The 20,477-nt window shown below is 61.6% G+C and carries 22 protein-coding genes and 1 tRNA gene; 6 read left to right on the top strand and 17 right to left on the bottom strand.

The features are described from left to right. Positions 1-180: 180 nt before the first annotated feature. Genes QNA11_RS16920 through QNA11_RS16910 form a run of 3 tightly spaced genes read left to right on the top strand, consistent with a single transcriptional unit; the run spans position 181 to position 2,360 of the window. Positions 181-1,608 carry an aryl-sulfate sulfotransferase gene (locus QNA11_RS16920; RefSeq protein ID WP_281929119.1) on the top strand — a complete coding sequence of 476 codons (1,428 nt, stop codon included), beginning with the start codon at positions 181-183 and terminating at the stop codon, positions 1,606-1,608. Between the two features lie 25 nt (positions 1,609-1,633). Next, the gene (locus tag QNA11_RS16915) at positions 1,634-1,810 is read left to right on the top strand and encodes a hypothetical protein (RefSeq protein WP_283483899.1); all 177 of its coding nucleotides are present in this window, start codon (positions 1,634-1,636) and stop codon (positions 1,808-1,810) included. A gap of 49 nt (positions 1,811-1,859) precedes the next feature. Continuing rightward, complete coding sequence (locus QNA11_RS16910) at positions 1,860-2,360, top strand: cupin domain-containing protein (protein ID WP_281929124.1); 501 nt, start codon at positions 1,860-1,862, stop codon at positions 2,358-2,360. A gap of 205 nt (positions 2,361-2,565) precedes the next feature. On the opposite strand, the gene QNA11_RS16905 is transcribed toward QNA11_RS16910, so the two are convergent. The 16 genes from QNA11_RS16905 to QNA11_RS16830 form a co-directional block, all read right to left on the bottom strand. Then, the gene (locus QNA11_RS16905; protein WP_202071420.1) at positions 2,566-3,000 is read right to left on the bottom strand and encodes an RrF2 family transcriptional regulator; all 435 of its coding nucleotides are present in this window, start codon (positions 2,998-3,000) and stop codon (positions 2,566-2,568) included. Positions 3,001-3,274: 274 nt separating this feature from the next. Further along, complete coding sequence (gene tolR, locus QNA11_RS16900) at positions 3,275-3,730, bottom strand: protein TolR (RefSeq protein ID WP_202071419.1); 456 nt, start codon at positions 3,728-3,730, stop codon at positions 3,275-3,277. Next, positions 3,711-4,454 carry a MotA/TolQ/ExbB proton channel family protein gene (locus QNA11_RS16895; protein WP_283483898.1) on the bottom strand — a complete coding sequence of 248 codons (744 nt, stop codon included), beginning with the start codon at positions 4,452-4,454 and terminating at the stop codon, positions 3,711-3,713. The genes tolR and QNA11_RS16895 overlap by 20 nt, the downstream gene beginning before the upstream one ends. 25 nt (positions 4,455-4,479) lie before the next feature. After that, positions 4,480-5,250, bottom strand: a complete 771-nt coding sequence (locus tag QNA11_RS16890; protein ID WP_281929127.1) for a hypothetical protein — start codon at positions 5,248-5,250, stop codon at positions 4,480-4,482. 183 nt (positions 5,251-5,433) lie between these two features. Then, on the bottom strand, positions 5,434-6,180 hold the full coding sequence (locus tag QNA11_RS16885; protein ID WP_281929128.1) for an outer membrane protein: 747 nt from the start codon (positions 6,178-6,180) through the stop codon (positions 5,434-5,436). A gap of 34 nt (positions 6,181-6,214) precedes the next feature. Further along, positions 6,215-8,653: a TonB-dependent receptor gene (locus tag QNA11_RS16880; protein WP_283483897.1), complete on the bottom strand. Its 2,439-nt coding sequence runs from the start codon at positions 8,651-8,653 to the stop codon at positions 6,215-6,217. 287 nt (positions 8,654-8,940) lie between these two features. Beyond that, on the bottom strand, positions 8,941-9,687 hold the full coding sequence (locus tag QNA11_RS16875) for a cytochrome b/b6 domain-containing protein (RefSeq protein ID WP_283483896.1): 747 nt from the start codon (positions 9,685-9,687) through the stop codon (positions 8,941-8,943). 38 nt (positions 9,688-9,725) lie between these two features. Further along, positions 9,726-10,223: a c-type cytochrome gene (locus QNA11_RS16870; protein ID WP_202071413.1), complete on the bottom strand. Its 498-nt coding sequence runs from the start codon at positions 10,221-10,223 to the stop codon at positions 9,726-9,728. A 49-nt stretch (positions 10,224-10,272) separates the two neighbouring features. After that, entirely contained in the window at positions 10,273-10,827 is a 555-nt protein-coding gene (locus QNA11_RS16865; protein ID WP_283483895.1) for a peroxiredoxin, read from the bottom strand. Positions 10,828-11,051: 224 nt separating this feature from the next. Further along, positions 11,052-11,378, bottom strand: coding sequence for a hypothetical protein (locus QNA11_RS16860; protein ID WP_283483894.1), 327 nt, complete (start codon positions 11,376-11,378; stop codon positions 11,052-11,054). A 24-nt stretch (positions 11,379-11,402) separates the two neighbouring features. Further along, positions 11,403-12,293, bottom strand: coding sequence for a dienelactone hydrolase family protein (locus tag QNA11_RS16855; protein WP_283483893.1), 891 nt, complete (start codon positions 12,291-12,293; stop codon positions 11,403-11,405). Between the two features lie 29 nt (positions 12,294-12,322). Next, positions 12,323-12,736, bottom strand: coding sequence for a hypothetical protein (locus QNA11_RS16850; protein ID WP_283483892.1), 414 nt, complete (start codon positions 12,734-12,736; stop codon positions 12,323-12,325). Further along, positions 12,733-13,077: a cupredoxin domain-containing protein gene (locus QNA11_RS16845; protein ID WP_283483891.1), complete on the bottom strand. Its 345-nt coding sequence runs from the start codon at positions 13,075-13,077 to the stop codon at positions 12,733-12,735. Before QNA11_RS16845 ends, QNA11_RS16850 begins: the two co-directional genes overlap by 4 nt. 10 nt (positions 13,078-13,087) lie before the next feature. Next, positions 13,088-14,542 carry a DUF1501 domain-containing protein gene (locus tag QNA11_RS16840; RefSeq protein ID WP_283483890.1) on the bottom strand — a complete coding sequence of 485 codons (1,455 nt, stop codon included), beginning with the start codon at positions 14,540-14,542 and terminating at the stop codon, positions 13,088-13,090. A 22-nt stretch (positions 14,543-14,564) separates the two neighbouring features. Next, entirely contained in the window at positions 14,565-16,916 is a 2,352-nt protein-coding gene (locus QNA11_RS16835) for a DUF1549 and DUF1553 domain-containing protein (RefSeq protein ID WP_283483889.1), read from the bottom strand. Between the two features lie 477 nt (positions 16,917-17,393). Then, positions 17,394-18,011 carry a helix-turn-helix domain-containing protein gene (locus QNA11_RS16830; protein WP_202071405.1) on the bottom strand — a complete coding sequence of 206 codons (618 nt, stop codon included), beginning with the start codon at positions 18,009-18,011 and terminating at the stop codon, positions 17,394-17,396. Positions 18,012-18,217: 206 nt separating this feature from the next. Between QNA11_RS16830 and QNA11_RS16825 the strand changes: the two genes are divergently transcribed. From QNA11_RS16825 to QNA11_RS16815, 3 genes are all read left to right on the top strand, one after another. Then, positions 18,218-18,721, top strand: coding sequence for a GlcG/HbpS family heme-binding protein (locus tag QNA11_RS16825; RefSeq protein WP_202071404.1), 504 nt, complete (start codon positions 18,218-18,220; stop codon positions 18,719-18,721). Between the two features lie 176 nt (positions 18,722-18,897). Continuing rightward, positions 18,898-19,548, top strand: a complete 651-nt coding sequence (locus tag QNA11_RS16820) for a response regulator (RefSeq protein ID WP_283483888.1) — start codon at positions 18,898-18,900, stop codon at positions 19,546-19,548. 116 nt (positions 19,549-19,664) lie between these two features. Continuing rightward, a complete protein-coding gene (locus QNA11_RS16815; protein WP_283483887.1) occupies positions 19,665-20,222 on the top strand; it encodes a DUF3280 domain-containing protein in 558 nt (185 codons plus the stop codon). 51 nt (positions 20,223-20,273) lie between these two features. Here QNA11_RS16815 and QNA11_RS16810 read toward each other — a convergent pair. Continuing rightward, positions 20,274-20,358 (bottom strand) — tRNA-Leu (locus tag QNA11_RS16810). Positions 20,359-20,477: the final 119 nt, after the last annotated feature.

The raw sequence follows: 20,477 nt of genomic DNA, 5'->3' as shown, positions 1-20,477 counted from the left end.
TACCTATCCACAAGAAGGATATTTTATATTGCCGCGACAAGCGCGCGCTCGTCATGCACAACTTTTTCCTTATATAAAAGCACCAAACACTCTATTCTCTTCGTCCCGGTCGCAGGCTATTGCATACCAAAACACTATAGTTATAATCGCCTCAGTTCCAGGCGACGGAGAGGTAGACTCATGGCTCATTCGACGGCTTGCGCGCTCGTTCAGAACCAATCTCGCAAGCAGCGGCTCCTCGCTTTGACGGGCGCCGCTTTCTTTTTCTTCGCGATGCGCGCGGCGCCGCCCGCCCACGCCGAGCCGAGCGTCTACCCCACCGGAACCACGATCTACGATCCGGCCAAGGCCTATAATTCCTACGTGCTCTTTCCGGGCGGCGACGACGTTTCCCGCTTGATCGACCTCACCGGAAAGGTCGTGCACGAATGGAAATATTCGGGGCAGCCCGTCGCCTTTATCGATCCGGCGCTTGTCGGCGGCGCGCGCGGCCATGTCTTCGTCACGCTGGAAACGGAGGAAGGCAAAGGCACGGATCTCGTGCCGGGCCGCACCTTCACGCGAATCCGCAAAAGCGTCGGCGAGGTGGACTGGAACGGCGCCAAGCTCTGGGAATTCGGCGCCAACGCGCCCGGCGGCCGTGCGCAGCAACATCACGACATTGCGCGGCTGCCAAACGGCAATACGCTCGTGCTCTCGAATATCGTCTACCCGCTGCCGGGCTTCGCCACGCCGCAAGTGCTCGACGACGTCGCCTATGAAGTGAATCCGGAGGGCGACATCGTCTGGACATGGGCTGCATCGGACCATATCGACGAGATCGGCTTTACCGCCGACGAGCTGAAACTCGTAAAGAACTCGAAAAGCGCCGACTATCTTCACGTCAATGATCTGAAGCCCGTCGGCCCGAACCATTGGTTCGACGAAGGCGACCAGCGTTTCGCGCCGGACAATCTCATCTTCGATTCACGCTCTGCGAACTTCATCGCGATCATCGACCGCAAGACGCGCAAGATCGCCTGGACCCTGGGGCCGCATTATCCGGGGATTTCGGAAGATGGGAGCCCGACCTCGCGGAAGGTGCCACGTCCGGTCGATCAGATCTCCGGCCAGCACGACGCGCATATCATTCCAAAAGGCTTGCCGGGCGCGGGCAATCTCCTCGTCTTCGACAACCAGGGCGAGGCCGGCTATCCGCACGCCGCCGTCTCCATCACCGGCGGCTCGCGCGTGCTCGAGATCAATCCGGTGACGAAGGAAATCGTCTGGCAATATACGGGCGCCAGCTCGGGCCAGCAGGGATGGGCGTTCCGAAGCACGCATATCAGCAATGCGCGCCGGCTTCCCAACGGCAACACCTTCATCGACGAAGGCCAGATCGGCCGCTTCTTCCAGGTGACGCCCGCGGGCGAGATCGTCTGGGAATATGTCAATCCTTATCCGCGCCGCGGCAAAGATCCCGAGACCGGTCGCGCCACTGTGAGTTACGCGGTCTATCGGGCGCAGCCGGTTCCTTACGAATGGGCGCCGGAGGGAACGCCGCATAGCGAAGAAAGCGTGACGCCGCCGGAGAACGCCAGTTTCCATATTTCGGCCAAAGCAAAGTAAGCGCGGCGATCGAGCGAGGCCAGCGATGTTCCACGTCTATTTGATCAAGATCGGCGCCGACCCCGTCGGCGTCGTCGCGGACGGACCCGAGGGCTACCGCTTCTACGCGATCGAAGACTCTTTTCGAGAACTCGAAGAGCTCGTATTCGACCGCGCGGAGGATGCGAGAAGCGCTGCGGTCATTTTGTTCGATAGCAAATGAGGTCGATGCATGGCCGCTCGAGCCGCTCGTATCCGGGAGTGAGATAGACATGGGTAAATTGCTGAACGCGTCGCTCGGCGCGGGTCTTGTTCTGGGCCTCGCGGGGGCGCTTCAAGTCGCCCTCCCGAGCCGGGCGGACACGGAAAACGGTTTCATCCGCCTTTTGCCCGAGCAGGCGCCCTTTAAATCGCCGCTTGGCGCAGGGCCGTCCCAGGCGATCATCTACGGCGATCCCTCCAAACCCGGTCTCTATGTCGTGCGCAACCGCTTCCCGCCCGGCGCGCATTCCAACCCGCATTTCCATTCCCAGGACCGGCACGCGACCGTCATCAAGGGCGTCTGGTACACTGGAGTGGGCGAGAAGATCGACTTCAACGCCGCCGCGCCGCTGAAGGAAGGCTCTTACATGCTGCATCCGGCCAATGGCGTGCATTGGGACGGGGCCGGCGCGGAAGAGGTTGTCGTGCAGATCATCGGGGTCGGACCGGTAACGACGACGCAAGTCGGCGCGCCGGATCCGCAGAGCAGCAATTGGCCGAAACCGAAGTAAAAACGCGTGCGGAGCGAAGAAGGCTTCGACGCCATTTGCGCGTGAACAGCTCCCTTGGGGCTTTTGTCATTCCCGGCGGGCTGAAAGCCCGACCGGGAATCCAGAGCCCCAATAGCGCTGGTTTTGCTCTGGATTCCCGATCGCTCGCTGCGCGAGCGTCGGGAATGACGCGTGATCAAACGCGTTTCGTACGAGTTGGCGCTCGTCACCGCAAAATCTGTGTCTCTCGATTGCCGCGATTGCGCAGCGACGCGATGCTGGTGCGATCCAGAATGAGTGCGATCGAATCGCGCACGTCCAGCATGATGTCGCGGATCGCGCAGGCGTCTTCGTCCGGGCAGTCGGCGCAGCGCTGATAGGCCGTGCGGCTCGCGCAGGCGATCGGCGCGAGCGGGCCGTCGAGGATGCGGATGATCTGGCCGACGGTGATCTTCTCCGCCGGGCGCGCCAGATGATAGCCGCCGCCCTTGCCCTTCCGGCTGTTGAGAATGCCGGCGTTGCGCAGCTCGACCAGGATGGCGTCCAGGAATTTCCGGGGGATATTGTTGGCGGTCGCGATATCGCCGGCCAGACATTTGTCGTCCGCCTTGGCGAGATGGATGAGCGCCTTCAGCCCGTATTTCGCTTTATTCGAGAGCATTCTTCTTTCGAGGCCAAATCGGCCTGCCCGCGCGCTTGGGAGGCCCTCCGATGCGGACGCCCCGATCAACGCTAGCTATCATATAGGAACATCCGGCGAAAGCAGAAGCGCAAATCTGCCTGCCTATCGGCCTCCGCCGCCTGGGCGGTCGGGGCAAGCAACTGATTTTATAACTTGAAATTATCAAAAAACACGTCCCGGGCCCGGGGGAAACTAGGCGCTCCGAGGACGGCGGAGCGCCTTGAGGAAAACGAGCCCGGGACGTTTCGCGCGCCTATTGCGCCGCCGAAGCGGCCCTGGCGCCCGATCCAGCGCCCTCGGAGACGAGAGCGACCTTCACATAGCCGGCGGCGTTGATCACGCCCATCGCTTCGGCGACCTTGCCATAGGCGACGGCCTTGTCTGCGCGCAGATGGATGCGGCGGTCCTTGTTGTTCTCGCTGTTCTCCTTGAGCACGGCGAGCAGGCCTTCGACGCCGGTCGCCTCTTTCTTGTCGACGAAATAGGAGCCGTTGGCGTCGACACTGACGACGATCGGCGGCTGCTGGTCATTGAGCTGCTTGGCCGCCGTCTTGGGCAGATCGACAGGCACGCCTGAGGTCATCAAGGGCGCCGCCACCATGAAGACGATGAGCAGCACCAGCATGACGTCGACGAGCGGCGTGACATTGATGTCGGCGATAGGCTGCGAGTCGAATTCCGAATCGTGCTTACGCAACGCGAAGGCCATTGCGCTCTCCTCTCTTGGACAGATGACGGGACAGTTCCACCTCGAAGACGCCGATGAAGGCGGTCAGGCGTTTGCCATAGGCGCCGATGTCGCCGCTGATGCGGTTGTAGAAAATGACGGCGGGAATGGCGGCGACGAGCCCGAGCGCGGTCGCGAAGAGCGCCTCGGCGATGCCGGGAGCAACCACCGCGAGGCTGGTGTTGTTCGACGCCGCAATGCCCTGGAACGAGTTCATGATGCCCCAAACCGTGCCGAAGAGGCCGACGAAGGGCGCCACGGCGCCGATGGTGGCGAGAAACGGCAGCCGCGCCTGCAGTTGATCGAGCGCGTGGGAGCTCGCTAGCTGCGCTACGCGATGAACGCGGTCTTGCAGAGAGTCGCGCTGCGCCTCCGTATACACGAGTTCCGCCGAACGGGTCTGCTCGTCGACCATCGCCCGATAAACCTGCACGAGCGGATCGTCCTCGGAGGCTGAATTGAAGCTCTCCGCGACGGCCGCAACCGGCAAGCCGTCCTGGACGCTGGCGATGAGCTTGTCGGCGCGCTTATGCAGGATGCGCAGACGGATGAGCTTCTCGGCGATCACCGCCCAGCCCCAAGCGGAAGCGATGATGAGCAGGATGATGACGCTCTTCACGATGGCGTCGGCTTGCAGGAAGAGCTCGATGGGCGTCAGCGTATGCGCGAGCGCCGTCGAGGCCGTGTTGGTGACAGGATCTGCCATTTATCTGCCTTTCAATTGCTGGGAATCAGGGGCTGAAGGTGAAGGAGCCCGAAAGCGAGACCGGCTTGCCGGGCGCGGCGACGGAGCCGCAACGGCCCCCGAGCCGGTTGGCGACCGCATCGAAAGCGCCATTGCCCGAAGGCGTGATCGAGAAAGAGGTCATCGATCCGGTGGCGCCGAAGGTCGCGCGGTAGCCGATATGCGCGGTGCGCGGCGCCTGCGAATCCGGATAGGCGTTGGCGGCGGCGCGCTGCATGCAAGCGTGGAACTGGTTGGCGATCGCCGAGGCCGTTGCACCCGATGGAGCCGCCGGCGCACGAACAGCAGGCGCATCCGTTCTCGCGGCCGTCGGCGCGCGGGCGGTCGCCGGCTTCGCGGCGACCGGCTTTTCGATTTTCTTCTCGAGCTTGGGCTTGATGGCGGGCTTCTCGATCGGCTTCGGCGGCTCGATCGGCGCAATCGGGTCCAAGACCGGCGGGGGCGGCGGCGGCTCGTCAGGGAGCACGAGCTCCTCGGGCGGCGGCGGCGTGTCCTCTGGCGGGGGCGGCTCCTCGGCCGGCACGGGCGCAAGTTCGATTACTTGCTGCTCTTCGACGGGCGCCTCCGCGGCTTTGAAAGACAGGGTGACGATCAGGCCGAGCAGAAGAGCGTAGAGGGCGGCCGCGCCCAATTGGGCGGGATAATTCGGCCGCAGCCCACTCGGCTGCAGCAATCCCTGCACACCCTGCGGATCAACGAGGAAATCATCGCCGGCGGCGTCGGCGGAGTCGAAATTCGGCGCGGCGGCTGTCGCCATCGATGTCGCCCTTTCTCATGAAAACCAGACGTCCAATGACTAGCGTATATTTCCTATAGACGCAATGTGATTATAGCTGCATCGCACATTCTTTTCACTTCATCGCGCGAGCGCGACGCCGCGCAACAAAAAAGGGCTCGGAACAAATGCCCCGAGCCCAAAGCGCCGCAAAATCGGCACAAGCTATTTGACGAGCGCCGGCGGCGCCGCGAGCGGGCCAGCGGAGAAATGATAGTTTATTCCTGCGCGCACCACATGTCCGGCGCTCGAAACATTCGCATTGAGGACGCCGCGATTAGTGTTGTAGGCGACGCCTGTCTCGGCAAGCCAGGCATAGAGATATTCGCCCTTGATCGAGATTTTGTCGTTCCAGGCATATTCGAAGCCGGCGCCGGCGGTCCAACCGGGACGCAGCGTCGGCCCCGAACTCAACTGCCCATAGGTGAAAGGCGGAAGGCTCGAAAAGTTATTCGAGATGAAATTCGTTCCGTAAGCCAAGCCGGCGCTGACATAAGCGAGCCAACGCGGCGCGAAGGCGTAGCCCACTCTGCCACGCAGGGTCCCGAGCACCCCGGAGTCGGTCCGGCCGGGATAGCTCCAACCCGTGCGACCAGGCTGAATGCTGCCGCGGTAGCCGAAATCGGCTTCCGCGCCGAGAACGATCGTATCGGTCCATTGCCAATTATAGCCGATCGTTCCACCACCAACGAAAGCCGAGCCGCGCAGGGGCGTTTGATTGACGAGCGTGAATGCGCCCTCGCCGAGAATTGCGCCCGCGTAAACGCCGACATAGCCGCCCTGCCAGCTAAACACCGGCGGCGGCGGGGGCGGTGGAGGCGCTTTGGCGCTCGGCAGATCGGCCGCCGCCGCCGATCCTGCGAGCAGCGAGATCGTCATAGCGGCCAGATGGAAGACGGTAATTCTCTTCATCGTACGAACTCCTGAACGTGTAGCGAGACGTTGCTCAATAGAGCTTGACGCGCAGCGTCGCGCCGAAGGTGCGTGGGTTGTATGCGTCGAAGGTGACGGTGGACGGCGAGGGCGACAGGCCCGTAGACGCGATCGTTTGTGCGACGATGATGCGCTCGTCGAGCAGATTGCGGACCCAGAGATTGAAACTGTAGACATCATCGTCAGTCTTCAGACCGACGCCAGCGTTCCAGATCGCGTAGGCCGGCATGAACAGCGGATAGATGGACAGCGGATTGGAAAGCTGCGTGCGCGCCCGCCATGCGGCGTTGGAATAGCTGAAGAGCGTCACCGGCCCCGTATAGCCGACGTCGCGGAAGATCGCGCCAAGCGGATATTCGTGATTGAAGCCGAGGTTGAAGGAGAACGGCGCAACCGGGTTATTTCCCGAAACGCCGCCGGTGATGCTATGGCCCGAGAGGCTCATATAGGCCGGCGCCGCCACGCCGCCGATATTGCTCGAGGCCGGCCACAGGAATTCCGGCGATGGCGAGGCCTTGGGGAAATCGACGTATTGGGCGTTGGTATAAGCGCCCGAGAAGGTCAGCCACAGGCGATCGATCGGGCTCCAGCGTCCGTCGATTTCGAAACCGCGCAGACGCACATGACCGATGTTGCCGAGATAGTTCTTGCGAATGGGCACGCCGGAGACGTCGGTATAATCCGTGTTCACGAGCACCGACTGGAAATTGTAGATATCATTCCAATAGGCGTTGGCGTTGAGGATGAGCCGGTTGTCGAACCAGTTTGTCTTGACGCCGATTTCATAGTCCCATGAGACTTCCGGCTTGGTGATGACGGGCTGCCACCCTTGGAAAACGCCGGCGCTGTTGAGGATCGGCAAGGCCTGGGTGTTGACCGCGCCGGATTTTTCGCCGCGCGCCACCGAGCCATAGGTCATGACATTTTCGTTGATGCGATAGGAGGGATTGAAAAGTCCCGAGATCGAATTGACGCGTTTCTGCTGTCCGCCCGTGTCGAAGAACGTCGTGCCGCCGGTCGCCTGCCTAACCGCCGCGAGCTGGCTGAGGTTGGAAAGCCCCTGAATCCAGCCGAAATCCGAGCCCTCACGTATCTCGTAAGTGTCGCGCAATCCGGCGGTCAGCGCCCATTTTTCGTCGATGTGCCAAGTTCCCTGGCCGAAAGCAGCCGTGCTGAAAGTGCGCGCGACGCCGTCGTTGCGATAGGAGAGGCCCCAGAGATTATAGGGATTGGCGTTGATGTTGTTGGCGAACCACTGGCTCGCCTGTGAACCGAAATCGACGTGGTTATACGACCAGACATGTTCGTAGAGATTGTAGTTGCCGATCGTCCACTCGAATTCCTGGCCCTGCGGCGACGCAAGGCGCGTTTCGTGCGAGAATTGATCGACCTTCACGTCATAGGCGTTCGCGCTGATGTCGGTGAGCTGATTGCCGGTCGAGTTGTTGGGATGCAGAATGAATTGACGCCAGGCCGAGACGCCGGTCAGCGTATTCTCTCCCAAAGTGTAATTGAACTCGTTCGAGACGCCGGTCGTGCGCTGATCGAGCTTGCCCAGTCGCGTGAGATAAGGCTGGTAGGGATCGAATGTGAGGATCGGCGTGCGCAGGCGCGTCCAGAGATTTTGCGCATAGGTTCTCGCCAGAGCGCCATTTGCCCATAGCGGGAAGGAGTTTCCGACGACGCCGCTGTAGTTGTTGTATTCATCGGAACGCAGGCGGTCGAAAATCAGGCGATCGGTGAAGTTCTCGCCGACATAGAGCAACTGCCCGCGAATGCCCCAGCGATTATTGTCCAGGAGCTTCTGGCTGTTGAACTGATTATGGATCCAGCCGTCGCCACGATCGTAATAGAGCGTCACACGATAGGCGAGCTTGTCGTCGATGATCGGACCGGTGACGTTGAGCTTTTGCGTGACGCGGTTGTAGGCGCCGATGGTCGTCTCGGACGTCGCAGATCGGGCAAAGGACGGCAATTGCGTGCGGATCACGACGGCGCCCACCGTCGTGTTTTTGCCGAGCAGCGTGCCCTGCGGGCCGCGCGCAACTTCGAGCGATTGCAGATCGACGAAGTCGGCCCATTGGAAGCCGACATGCGTGTAGAAGACGTTGTCGACGATGAGGCCGACCGCCGACTCGGAACCGTCGGCGCCGCCAGAGATGCCGGAAATGCCGCGAATCGACATGGCCGAGGTGCGCGGATTGTTGATCGACGGCACGAAATTCGGGACTTTCTGCGCGAAGTCCTGCAAGCGCTCGAGACGCTCTCTCTCCTGCGTCTTGGCGCCGACCACGCTGACCGGCAACGGCACATCCTGCGCTTTCTCCTCGCGCTGACGCGCAGTGACCTTTACCTCCTCCACCTGCGCATCCTGGGCGCGGGCAGCGTCGGCGACCAGCGTCGCAAGCGCGCCAAGAGACAGCGGCGCGAGTGCGGCGCTGGAAAGAAGCATTCTACGAAACGCGAAGCCGTTACGGCGCATTGGAACACCCACCCGTTTGCTTATTATATCTACCAACTATGTATATTTCTAACTGCCGGTCAAGCTGGCAATCGCTTTCGCGCCCGATCTCGCCGCCAGACTGCGCCCAATATCGCCTGATGTTGCAAAACAGCAACAAAACGCACCACAAAACAAAATCGGCCGCGATCTCGTGAGAGATCGCGGCCTTGTCGCCACGTAGGAGAACGCGAGGGGACCTACGCGACTATTCCATCGTTCGTGACTATGGATAAGGTTCAGAAAGCGGCGATATCGACCTGCGCCCCGGGCACAAAGCGCAGGCCGAATGCGAAAGCGGCGACGATCGCGACGAACAGGAGAAAGGCGACCGCGCCGCGAGAAGATCGCAGCGTTTCCTCGGCCGGCACGAATTCACTGGGTTTGCTTCCCGTCACCATGGCGCGGATGATCGGTTCCCGCGCAACGACGACATGCGCCAGCACTGCGGCGACATGCACGAAGACCGCCGCGAGAATGACGTAAAAGAGCTTGCGATGAAGCGAGGTCAGCAGGAGGCTTGCGTCCTTGCTGACAAGAGGGGCAAGCGGCCCCGCATTGAATATCTCATCGTCGCCGAAGAGCCCGAAAGCCGCCTGCGCGCCGAGCGCCGCCAGCAGCGCGATCACCATCAATGCGCCGAGCGGGTTGTGCCCAACATAGCGTGTATGTCGACCGCGTCCAACCGCGCTCACATAATGCAGCACGCTGCGCGGCCCTTTTAAAAAACTGGCGAAACGCGCATGCCGCGCCCCGACAAAGCCCCAGACGATGCGGAAAGTCACGAGGACGATAACCGCATAGCCGAAAAACAAATGCAGCGAGAAATAGGCCGCGCCGAGCTTGTTGGACGCATAGGCTCCGGCGAATGCGGCGACGAGGCTCCAATGGAAGAAGCGTGTCGGCCAATCCCAAACCTTGCGATAAGTCCTCGTCTCACTGTACGACGTTGCAGAAGAGAGACGGTCATTCTCGATGGTGGTCATATCGGCCTCGTCACCGTTTTAGTCTTATTTCGCCTGGGTTATTTCGCCTTGTAGGTCTCGTGGCAGCCCTTGCAGTCACCCGCCAGAGCCGCGACGGCCGCCTTGAAAGCGTCGGTCGCGCCCTTTTCTTTGGCGTTGACCTCGACGAGCGCCTGGGCGTGCGCCTGGAAATCTTTCAGCTTCTTGTCGAAATCGGCGCGGTTGCTCCAGACGTCGGCCTTGGCCTTGGATTCGGGCTCGCCGGGGTTCGAGCCTTCGGGAAAGGCGTCTTCGACAATCGTCGACAAAAAGGCGATTCTCGACGCGCGCTTTGTCGCCTCCGCTTCGTCATACGGGGCGGTCCCCTTCGAAACAGCGCCGAAATAGCGGAAGTAATTGCCGATCAGCAGGAAACCGGCCTTGCGGTTCTCGACGGCTTGCTTGCCAGGCGCGGGCGCGTTCTGCGCCTGAGCGCCAGCCACAACGGCGACGCTCACGAGAGCAATGACGCCGGCAGCGATCGTGAGCGGCGCGGCGCGGTGTGATAGACGAGACATATGCAACGAACTCCATTTGCGATGAGTAATAGTGGTGGAAACAGCCGGCTTACGGCTTGTGCTCTTCACGCCATTTGCGAACGAACTCGAGCGTGCTCTCGACATGCCGGCTCGGGTTGGAGTCGGTCAGTGAGAAAGCGACTTTTCCGTCCGGCAGGATCACATAAGAGATGCGGTCGGCGACCGTATCCCCCGAGGCGCTCGGTTTGAGCCGCTTGGCGTCATAGGCGTTGATCACCTTGAAGGCCGGGTCCGCCGCAACAGGAAATTTGTCCCGGCACTCTTTCGTCGAGAATTCTCGCTGCGTCTCGATCGTGTCGCTCGATACGCCGATGAGGGACGCGCCCACCGCAGCGAAACTGTCATAACTCTCGGCGAATTCATGCGCCTCGATCGTGCAGCCGCGCGTAAACGACTTCGGATAGAAGTAGAGGACGACGGGGCCCTTCTTCAAAGCCTCCGTGAGGGAGAAGTTGAAATCCTTTCCGCCGATCGCCGCTTGCGCGGCGAAGTCCGGCGCTGCGTCGCCGGGCTTCAACGCGGCATGCGCCGCGCTGACCGACAAAACGAGGAATAGCGAAATGATAACGCGCGTGATGTTCATCGCGACGGACCTTTTCTATTTCGCCTGTTGAGCAGGAGCCGCGGCAGCGGTTTGCGCGGCCCCGGGCGCGGCGGCGCTCTGCGCAGGCGGCGCGATCTTCAACAGGGAACCACCCTCGTCTTCATAATCGCGCACGCCGATGGCGCCGACGACACGGAATCCATAAGACGAGAGCAGGTCACCGACAGCCCCGGCGCGATGCGCGCGATTTGAAACGACGACGATCAGCCGATCCCGGGGATATAGGCGAGACTATTCTGCACCTCTTTGGTCTGGATGCTGAGATAGACAGGAAAGCCGCCCACTTTCGTAAGCTCGTCTGGTCGACGCACATCGAGAACGAGCAGCTCACCGGGACGCGCCGCGAGCGCATCGAAAGCCGCGCGATTGAGGCGAAGCGTCTTATAGGTATAGGCCGGGTCATTTGCCGGCGTGACAGGCGCCGGATTCGTTGCCACGGGCGCCGCCGCTGCGGGCGCAGCCGGATTGTCGGCGGCGAAGGCCGTCGTGGCGGCGAGAAAAGAGACGAGGAACAAGAGCGGTGTCTTCATGGCGTGTATCCTTTGGGAACTGTGTCAGCCGCGCAGATGGGCGTTGAAGAAATCGATGGTGCGCCCCCATGCGAGCTTCGCCGCCGCCTCGTCGTAGCGAGGCGTGGTGTCATTGTTGAAGCCATGCTGCACGCCGGGATAGACGTGCGCTTCGTAGGAGATCTTCGCGTCTTTCAGCGCCGCCTCATAGGCTGGCCAGCCTGCGTTGATGCGATCGTCATTGCCGGCGTAATGGAGCAACAGAGGCGCCTTGATATTCTTGACGTCCTCGGCCTTCGGCTGGCCGCCATAGAACGGCACGGACGCCGCCAAATCCGGAACTTTGGTGGCCAGGAAGTTGGAGACGCCGCCGCCATAGCAGAAACCGACCACGCCGACCTTGCCGTTGCCGTCGGGCAGCGCCTTCAGCGCCGAAACCGCAGCCACGAAATCCTTGCGTGTTTTTTCCTGATCGAGCTTTTGGAAAAGTTCGCGCGCTTTGTCTTCATCGCCAGGATAGCCGCCGAGCGGCGCCAGCGCGTCGGGCGCAAAGGCGATGAAATTGGCGAGCGCCAGACGGCGCGCAATATCTTCGATGTGCGGATTGAGGCCGCGGTTCTCATGGACGACGAGAACGACAGGCAGCTTCCCGCTGACATTCGCCGGCTTTACGAGATAGCCCTTCACCACGCCATTGCCGTCGGGCGAGGGATATTCGACTATCCGCCCGACAATACGCGCATCGTCTTTCTTGACTTGTTCGGCCTCGGCGAAGCGCGGATTCAGGGCGTCGAGCATCGCGGCCGCGCCAGCGGCGCCGAGCCCGAGCTTGCTGACGCGATCAAAGAAGCCGCGCCGGTCGATGTCGCCGTGGACGTAGAGATCGAAAGACTTCAGCACAGCGGGACTGAAATCCTTTGCCGTCTTGCGAGTCATGTTCTTCCCTTTGGCGTTGGATTGAAGGTCTAGCGCGCGAGACGCGGCTTGTAGATGTCGTGGCAGGATTTGCAGAGGTCGGGCGCGCCGCGCGCGGCCGACGCCGCCGCATCGAAGTCGTTGCTGTCGACGCTCGCCAATACGGCGCTGATGAGCTTCACGCCCTTACGCGAGATTTCGACGGCGTCGTCGGCGCCCTTCTTGGCGAAATAGTCTTCTGTATATTTGAAGCCGTCGAGCAGCACCTGCGCATCTTCCTTCGCCGCATCCGCATTCTTCGCGGTGATGTCGGGCTCGAAATATTTGACGGTCTTATCGAGGTCCCGCATGAGATCATTGTCGTAGTCACGCAGATCGATCGCTGCGATGACGGGCGCGCTCACGAGAACCGCGGCGAATGCAATCAGGACGTCGACACGCAGTAGCTTGAGAAACTCGATCATTTGGTCACCGTGATTTTCCCTTGCATCCCCGAGTGCACGCCGCAGTAATAAACCGCTTCGCCTGGCGCCGAGAGCACGACGCCGAAGCTCTCGCCCTCGTCGAGCTGCTCCTTGGAGCGAAAGGTCTCGCCATTCGGCCCTTCGAGGACGATCGAATGGGGAATTTGGTCGTTGTTGATGAATTCGATCCTCTCTCCGACTTTCACGCTGAGAGCCGGCGGACCGAATGCATAGTGTTCGATGACGATCTTTGCCGGCGCGCTTTGCGCCGCTGCTGTGGAAGGACTGGCGGAGACCGCCAGTCCAAGGAGGAGAAAGAAAGATCCGCGACCAGGCTGCATGCAGCGACGCCTAGGCGAGGATGTCTTTGACGACCTTGCCATAGACGACGGTCGGACGTTCGGCGCGGCCAGCGCGCAGATAGATCGTCTTGAGGTGATCCAGGCCGAGAAGCTGAAGAACCGTCGCATGGACATCGTAGGTGTCCACCGGATTTTCGACGGTCTTCAAGCCGATCTCGTCGGTCTGACCATAGGTGAGACCGTGCTTCAGACCGCCGCCGGCGAGCCATTGCGTATAGCCCCATGGATTATGGTCACGGCCGTCGCCACTCTGGCCGTAAGAGGTGCGGCCGAATTCCGAGGTCCAGATGACGAGCGTCTGATCCAGCAGGCCGCGCGCCTCGAGATCGGCGAGGAGAGCGCCGATCGGCTTGTCCACCGCTTTGACATGCATGCTGTGGTTCTTTTCGAGCTGGCGATGCGCGTCCCAGTTAGAGTCGTCGCCGACGCCGGAACCTTCGATGGGGCCCGAAACAACCTGGATGAAGCGAACGCCGCGCTCGACGAGGCGACGCGCGCGCAGCAGCACGGTGCCGTAGTCCTTCGTGGCGTCTTCATTGAGGCCATAAGCCGCTTTGGTGGCCTCGGTTTCCTTGGAGAGATCGACAGCCTCCGGCGCCGTCGCCTCCATGCGATAGGCGAGATCATAGGAGCGCGTGCGCGCCTCGAGTTCGGTGTCCTCCGGATGCGCGGCGCCGCGCAGATCGTTGAGCTGCTTCAAGAGGTCGAGGCTCTCGCGCTGCTGCTGCAAGCCGATGAGATCCGGCGGCGCCTGATGCAGGATCGGCTGCGCGCCGGGACGGAAGGCCGTGCCCTGATAGACAGCCGGAAGGAATCCGGAACTCCAGTTCACCGAGCCCGCGCGCGGCTCGCGCTTGCCGCTGTAGAGCACGACATAGGGCGGAAGATCGGGATTGGCGGAGCCAAGCGCATAAGTGACCCAGGCGCCGAGCGACGGACGGCCCGGCGAGAGGTCGCCGGTGTTGAGCTTCAGGATCGAAATGTCGTGCGTGGCGCCGACGGTGACGCTCGATTTGATGAAGGTGAGCTTGTCGGCGTGCTGCGCGATGTTTGGAACCCAATCGGAGAACCAGGCGCCACTCTGGCCATATTGCTTCCAGGTGCGGTTGGTGGCGAAGAGCTTGCCGACGCCGCCCTGGGTCGAGGTCTTGATGCCCTTGAGAAAGGACTCCGGCACCTCTTGCCCGGCGAGGCGCACGAGCTCGGGCTTGTAGTCGAAGAGATCGAGCGTCGAGGGCGCGCCATCCATATGAAGCCAGATCACCGACTTCACTTTCGGCTCGAAATGCGGGGCCTTCGGCGCCAGCGGATCGACGAAGCTGGCGGCGTTGGCCGCCGGGGCGCCGAACCAGCCGCCGCCCGGCATCATGCCGCTGACAGCGTAGCCGCCGAGACCGTAAGTGGCGCCGCGCAACCAGTCGCGACGAGAGGTCTTGATCAACATGACGAATGTTCCTTTCGAAGGATCAGAAGCGATAGACGAAGTCGTTGGAGTTCATGACCGTGTGCACGAGATCGACGAAGGCCGAGGCGCGCAGCGGATCGGAAGGCTTTTCCTTGGCGCCGATCGGCAAAGCGATGGCGAGCTTTCCGTCCTCGGCCTTTTGCGCGATCGTCTTCTGGTGCTGATCGAGGAAGGCGCGCAGCGCTTCCTTCTCGGCGTCGGTCGCTTTGCGCGAGAAGAGGATTTGATACAGGCGGTCGATTCGCGCCGTCTCGTCCGGACCGGCTTCATTGATCACGCGGCCGGCGAGCGCCTGCGACCACTGGAAGAACTGATCGCTGTTGTAGAGCGTCAGCGCTTGCAGCGGCGTCGTCGTCACGTCGCGCTTGCTGTGAATCTGCTGCGCATTCGCCATGTCGAATGTTTCGAGCAGCGGATAGGGCAGACTGCGGCGCGTGAAGATGTAGAGGCTACGGCGCGCATGGTCCTTCGGGTCTTTCGACGTGGTCCAGGCCGGGTCCGCGTTGAAGTTGTTGCCGCCGCTCACATTGGCGGGAAGCGGCGGGAAGACGCTCGGGCCGCCGATTTCTTCATTGAGCTTACCCGACGCGACGAGAACAGAGTCGCGAATCTCTTCCGCCTCGAGACGCTTGCGCGGGAAGACGGCGAGGAGCTTGTTCTCCGGATCGGCCTTGGCGACGTCCTCGCGGAAATCGGAGGATTGGCGATAGGTCGACGAGAGCAGGATATCGCGATGGAGCTTTTTGACGCTCCAACCGTCCTTCACGAAATGATCGGCAAGGTAATCCAGCAGCTCTGGATTGGTCGGCTTGTCGCCAGCCTTGCCGAAATCGGAGACCGTGCCGACAATGCCCTTGCCGAAATACTGGTTCCAGACGCGATTGACGAAGACGCGCGCGGTGAGCGGATTCGTCGCGCTCGCCAGCCAGCTCGCCAGAGCCGTGCGACGACCCGACGATGTCGCCGTCGGCTTGATGTCGGGCTTCTCGCCGGTGATCGCCTCGGGGAAAGCGGGCTGAACTTCTTCCAGCGGCTTCTCGTGATTGCCGCCGAACAGGACATAGGTTGGCGGCGCGTCCGGATGGCCGAGCTCCGTCGCCGTCGTGAAGGTGTTGGCGCCGCGCGCGGGCTTTTTATCGGCGAATTTTTGCAGCTCACGCTGGAGCTTCTGATACTCCTCGTATTTCTGCACCGCCTCTGGGCTGTGCTCGGGCGCCGATTTATCCTCGGCGGCGTAACGCAGATAGGCGGCGAGCTGCGGCCGGTCTGTCACCGCGTCGAGACGATGATTGACCCAGCGATCGAGCGCGTTCCACTGGTCCTTCGGCTTGAAGATGGATTCGCGGCTGTCGGTGAGGTAGCGCTCTTTGTGATATTTGAGCGCGGCTTCGTAAACGCCATCGATAATGGCTTTCTGCTTGGCCCGAATATCCTTCGTGGCCTCGTCGTAAATCGCCTGCGCCTTTTCATAGGCGAGCTCCTGCTCGCCTTTCTTCGCGGGCACCTTCTCCTGGAAGGCGGTATTGGCGAAGAATGCCTGCAGTGAGAAATAATCTTTCTGGGTGAACTTGTCGCTCTTGTGATTGTGGCAGCGGGCGCAGCTCACCGTCGTGCCGAGAACGGCTTGGCCGATCGTATCGACGATGTCCGTGGTGATCTGATATTTGCGCTGCACGAGGTCGCGCGAATTGCTGTTGTCGGGATAGCCCGCGAGAAAGCCGGTTGCGACGAGGACGTCCTGATCGTTCGGGGCAATCTCGTCGCCGGCAATCTGCTCCTGAATGAAACGCGAATAAGGCTTGTCCTCGTTGAACGCCTTGATGACATAGTCGCGGTAGCGGAAGAGATTGGGCCGCGTATTGTCGTTCTGGAAGCCGGTCGAATCCGCATAGCGCGCGAGATCGAGCCACAGGCGCGCCTGACGCTCGCCGTAACGCGGCGAGGCGAGAAGGCGGTCGACAAGCTTCTCATAGGCGTCGGGCGCGGTGTCGTTCACAAAGGCGTCGACCTCCTCCGGCGCCGGGACAATGCCCCAGGCGTCGAGCGTGGCGCGCCGGATGAAGGTGGCGCGGTCGGCGTCCTTGGAGGGCGCGAGGCTCTTGCCTTCGATCTTCGCGAGCACAAAGGCGTCGAGGGGCGAGCGCACCCACTCCTTCTGCTTCACGACAGGAATGAATTGCGCCTGGACCGGCTGCCACGACCAATGCGGCTTCGAGGAAGGGCTTGCAGCCTTCGGGGCTTCAGGCGCCGCCGCGGCGGAATCGTTCGGCTTCACCTCCGCCGCCACGGCAAGCGCGGCGAGGGAGACGCTCATGAGCATCGCAAGGTAGGCTTTCTTCGCAGTTTTCTTCATTTCTTCTGCCTCGATCCAATGGCTCTCTGCGGATTCGCTTTTGGGATAGGCGTGTCCCGAATGAGCGAAAGCTAGCCTACCTAAACTATGAAGTCTACCTATATTGTATGTTTTAAATCCAGATTTTTTGGCGCGGCGGACCTGGCGGTTGACGGCTAGCCTTCGGGTTTCGCTATAGCAATTGAGAAGCACCCCCGCCCCCGAGGGCGAAGGGAGTCGCACATTTCGATGACCGTCATGGGCGGGCTTGTCCCGGCGACCCACGCCCCTCGAGCGCAGCTCAACGAGACGCGGTATCGCTATGGATAAAGCTCGATACAGGCTTTGCGATCACGCCGACTTATGACTGGCATTCGCAGTCGTTTGCGTGGCGTGAGCGGCCGGGAAAAGCCCGGCCATGACGAGGGCAGCGACATGAAGATATGTGCATGCGAGCATGCCCTTGCGGGATCGGGCCCAAAAACTGATCGAATTGTCTCAAAGCGCCCCGTCTGGAGGGCAGAATTCATAGGACATAACTAGATAAAGCGTCGCAGGCGCGTCGCCGAGGTTCCGATACAGGTGCGGCACATCAGCCAGGAAATCGATGGCGTCGCCCTCTTGCAGAATTTGCGGGCTCTCACGGCCGACGACGATTTCGATCGCCCCCTTGGCGACGACCAGATTCTCTTTGGTGCCGGGCGCATGCGCCTCGACATGCTGGCTATGGTGGGGCGCGAGCGTGATCTCGTAGAACTCCGCGCTACGGAGCCCGTCATAGGGAAAGAGAGGACGCGTGCTGAAATTTCCGTCCTGGGACGTGACGCTCTGACGCGAGTCGCTGCGCAAAACCAGGACGCCGCGGCGTCCCGCCGAGGCGACGAGACGGCCGAAGGGAACCCCCAGCGCATTGGCGATGCGCCAGAGATGGTTGATCGTCGGGGCCACCGCCCCCGCCTCGATCCGCAAAAGCTCGGAAGGATCTATGCCGGTCAGTTGCGCAAGCCTCTTGAAGGAACGGCCCTCGAGCGTGACGAGTTGCTTCAATCGATCGGCGACAAGCGCGGCAAGGGCGCTTTCCGCTGCGGCCTCGCGCTTCTGACCATGCTTGTTCATGTCTATAGACCCTATCATCTAACCATTTATGTCTCCAACTCAGCCGTGGTCAAGGAGTTTTGTTGGTTAGGCAGAAAGGGATGGGTATGCCTACCCATCTAGCGCGATATGGGTGCGATCTGCGCCGCTGTCTTGACTGAGTAAAATGCATAATCCTAGTATGAATATGCCTGCCGACCCGGCGGCCTCAGTTTGGAGCTGAATTTATGAGGTTTCTTGCCACTTTCGCCGCCGTCGCGACGCTTGGCGCTTCTCTCGGCGCGCCCTTCGCTTTGCCGGCGCGCGCCGAGCTTCTCTCGCTCAAGGCGCTGTCGGCGCCCATCGCCTTGAGCATCGCTCAAACCGCCTATGACGCCTGCCTGCAGCAGGGCTATCATGTGTCGGTGACTGTCGTTGGTCTCGAAGGCCAGCCGCTGATCTCGCTTCGCGGCGACAGCACCTCGCCTCACACGATCGAGAATAGCCTCCGCAAGGCCTATACCTCGCGCACCTTCCGCATCCCCTCCGGCGAATTTGCGCAGCGCGTGAAGGACAATCCGACCTCGGGGCAGGTGCATCTCGCCAATATTGTCGCCGCCCAGGGAGCCCTGCCGATCAAGACCGGCGACACAGTGATCGGCGCCGTCGGCGTCTCCGGCGCGCCCGGCGGAGAGAAGGACGAAGCCTGCGCGAAGGCGGCGATCGACAAGGTCGCGGATCAACTCAAGTAAGACATCTGCGAGAAGAGAGAGGCCGCGAATGGGCGCGGCCTCCTTGGCGCGCTATCACAGTTAGGCAATTTGCCCGACGTCATACCGCGAGCGCCAAAAGCGCGGCGCTCATATTGCGCTCGTCCTGATTGCTGATCTAATGGCCGCTCCCTTGGGCCCCGATCACACAATCGAACATGAGCGATGTGAGAATTCTTCTCGTCGACGACCACCCTGTCGTAAGGGAAGGCTATCGCCGTCTCCTGGAGCGCCACGCAGGCTTCTCGGTGGTCGCGGAGGCCGAAGACGCCGTTGCGGCCTATCGCCTATATCGCGAGACCTCGCCTGATGTCGTCATCATGGATCTATCGCTCCCGGGCGCCGGGGGCATAGAGGCGGTGCGCCATATCCGGCAATGGGACAAGCAGGCGCGCGTTCTCGTTTTCACCATGCATAGCGCCGCTGCCTTCGCGCTCAAGGCATTTGAAGCGGGCGCCGCCGGCTACATCACCAAGAGCAGCGACGCCGCGGAGCTGCTGCGGGCCGTGTCGATCGTCGCCCATGGCGGGCGCGCCCTCAGCGACGACATTGCGCGCGAAATCGCCGCCGAACGCCTCGGCGAGGGCCGTTCGCTCGCCGACGAGCTCGGCCCGCGCGAGACGGAAATATTGCGTCTTGTGGCGTCGGGGCGAACGAGCGACGAAATCGCCGCGCTGCTCAACCTCAGTTGCAAGACGGTTCAGAATTATCACTACCAAATCAAATCCAAGATCGGCGCAAAGACGGACGCTCATCTGGTTTGGCTCGCCATCGGCGCTGGACTCGTCGGCGACGCCGACGTGACGTGATCTCCGGGAATTTTGCCCGGCAGGCGGCGGGAAAAGCGCCGAGGCCGGCACTCCGGGCCCTCTCCTAGAATAGCCGCGCAGACGCAAAGTCTGCGAGACGATTTCAGGAGACGCCTATGCGCATCCGCGCCTTCAAACTGGCCGCACCCGCCTGCCTGTTCGCCTTCGGGCTGTTTTTATTTCAGCCGTCGGCGAGCGTCGCGGAAACCACGCGCCCCATCAAGCTTGCCGTATTCGATATGGAGCTGGACGATTTCAGCGCCGGCGGCCCGCTCGCGGGCGAGAGCCCCGCGGAGACCGAGCGGCTCCAGCGCATGAATCGCCTGGTGCGCGACTTATTGGCCCGCTCCGGCCTGTTCGAGATCATCGACGCAAGCGGCTCAAGTCACCCGATGGCGAAGGATCACTGGCTGCGAAAATGCAACGGATGCGAAGCCGACGCGGCCCGTGAACTCGGCGCCGACATGTCCTTCATGGGCTTCTTCCGCAAGATCAGCGTCATGGAGCAAAATCTGGAGTTTCGAATCCGCGACGCCAAAACCGGCGCGCTCGTCAACGTCTCGCAAACCGATTTGCGCAACGAAACCGACGAATCCTGGAGCCGGGCGCTGAAATTTCTGATCCGCTACAGTCTCGTGGAGCCGGAACTCGCCAATAGGAAGAACGAGCGCTGACCGGCATTGGTGCCGAATGGCTGTCGTCTTACAGCACGATCCTTGAAAGGATGGTGCCCAGGAGAGGACTCGAACCTCCACGGCTTTCACCACTGGTACCTGAAACCAGCGCGTCTACCAATTCCGCCACCTGGGCACGTGGGACGCTCTCTTAGGGGCGCCGCATGGCGTCTGTCAATGTGGCTCTGTGGGAAAATGCGCCTTCGAACGGAAAAAGAGCGCCAGCGGGGCGGCCAAAGCCTCGCGGCGCATTTC

This window comes from Methylocystis sp. JR02 (assembly GCF_030063565.1).
Lineage (GTDB): Bacteria > Pseudomonadota > Alphaproteobacteria > Rhizobiales > Beijerinckiaceae > Methylocystis > Methylocystis iwaonis.
This window is presented reverse-complemented; position numbering and strand designations above follow the sequence as displayed.

What these genes read in the sequence shown, in the direction of transcription:
- QNA11_RS16920 (WP_281929119.1), top strand. Translation starts at nt 181, where the DNA reads ATGGCTCATTCGACGGCTTGCGCGCTCGTTCAGAACCAATCTCGCAAG.
- QNA11_RS16915 (WP_283483899.1), top strand. Translation starts at nt 1,634, where the DNA reads ATGTTCCACGTCTATTTGATCAAGATCGGCGCCGACCCCGTCGGCGTC.
- QNA11_RS16910 (WP_281929124.1), top strand. Translation starts at nt 1,860, where the DNA reads ATGGGTAAATTGCTGAACGCGTCGCTCGGCGCGGGTCTTGTTCTGGGC.
- QNA11_RS16905 (WP_202071420.1), bottom strand. Translation starts at nt 3,000, where the DNA reads ATGCTCTCGAATAAAGCGAAATACGGGCTGAAGGCGCTCATCCATCTC.
- tolR (WP_202071419.1), bottom strand. Translation starts at nt 3,730, where the DNA reads ATGGCCTTCGCGTTGCGTAAGCACGATTCGGAATTCGACTCGCAGCCT.
- QNA11_RS16895 (WP_283483898.1), bottom strand. Translation starts at nt 4,454, where the DNA reads ATGGCAGATCCTGTCACCAACACGGCCTCGACGGCGCTCGCGCATACG.
- QNA11_RS16890 (WP_281929127.1), bottom strand. Translation starts at nt 5,250, where the DNA reads ATGGCGACAGCCGCCGCGCCGAATTTCGACTCCGCCGACGCCGCCGGC.
- QNA11_RS16885 (WP_281929128.1), bottom strand. Translation starts at nt 6,180, where the DNA reads ATGAAGAGAATTACCGTCTTCCATCTGGCCGCTATGACGATCTCGCTG.
- QNA11_RS16880 (WP_283483897.1), bottom strand. Translation starts at nt 8,653, where the DNA reads ATGCTTCTTTCCAGCGCCGCACTCGCGCCGCTGTCTCTTGGCGCGCTT.
- QNA11_RS16875 (WP_283483896.1), bottom strand. Translation starts at nt 9,687, where the DNA reads ATGACCACCATCGAGAATGACCGTCTCTCTTCTGCAACGTCGTACAGT.
- QNA11_RS16870 (WP_202071413.1), bottom strand. Translation starts at nt 10,223, where the DNA reads ATGTCTCGTCTATCACACCGCGCCGCGCCGCTCACGATCGCTGCCGGC.
- QNA11_RS16865 (WP_283483895.1), bottom strand. Translation starts at nt 10,827, where the DNA reads ATGAACATCACGCGCGTTATCATTTCGCTATTCCTCGTTTTGTCGGTC.
- QNA11_RS16860 (WP_283483894.1), bottom strand. Translation starts at nt 11,378, where the DNA reads ATGAAGACACCGCTCTTGTTCCTCGTCTCTTTTCTCGCCGCCACGACG.
- QNA11_RS16855 (WP_283483893.1), bottom strand. Translation starts at nt 12,293, where the DNA reads ATGACTCGCAAGACGGCAAAGGATTTCAGTCCCGCTGTGCTGAAGTCT.
- QNA11_RS16850 (WP_283483892.1), bottom strand. Translation starts at nt 12,736, where the DNA reads ATGATCGAGTTTCTCAAGCTACTGCGTGTCGACGTCCTGATTGCATTC.
- QNA11_RS16845 (WP_283483891.1), bottom strand. Translation starts at nt 13,077, where the DNA reads ATGCAGCCTGGTCGCGGATCTTTCTTTCTCCTCCTTGGACTGGCGGTC.
- QNA11_RS16840 (WP_283483890.1), bottom strand. Translation starts at nt 14,542, where the DNA reads ATGTTGATCAAGACCTCTCGTCGCGACTGGTTGCGCGGCGCCACTTAC.
- QNA11_RS16835 (WP_283483889.1), bottom strand. Translation starts at nt 16,916, where the DNA reads ATGAAGAAAACTGCGAAGAAAGCCTACCTTGCGATGCTCATGAGCGTC.
- QNA11_RS16830 (WP_202071405.1), bottom strand. Translation starts at nt 18,011, where the DNA reads ATGAACAAGCATGGTCAGAAGCGCGAGGCCGCAGCGGAAAGCGCCCTT.
- QNA11_RS16825 (WP_202071404.1), top strand. Translation starts at nt 18,218, where the DNA reads ATGAGGTTTCTTGCCACTTTCGCCGCCGTCGCGACGCTTGGCGCTTCT.
- QNA11_RS16820 (WP_283483888.1), top strand. Translation starts at nt 18,898, where the DNA reads ATGAGCGATGTGAGAATTCTTCTCGTCGACGACCACCCTGTCGTAAGG.
- QNA11_RS16815 (WP_283483887.1), top strand. Translation starts at nt 19,665, where the DNA reads ATGCGCATCCGCGCCTTCAAACTGGCCGCACCCGCCTGCCTGTTCGCC.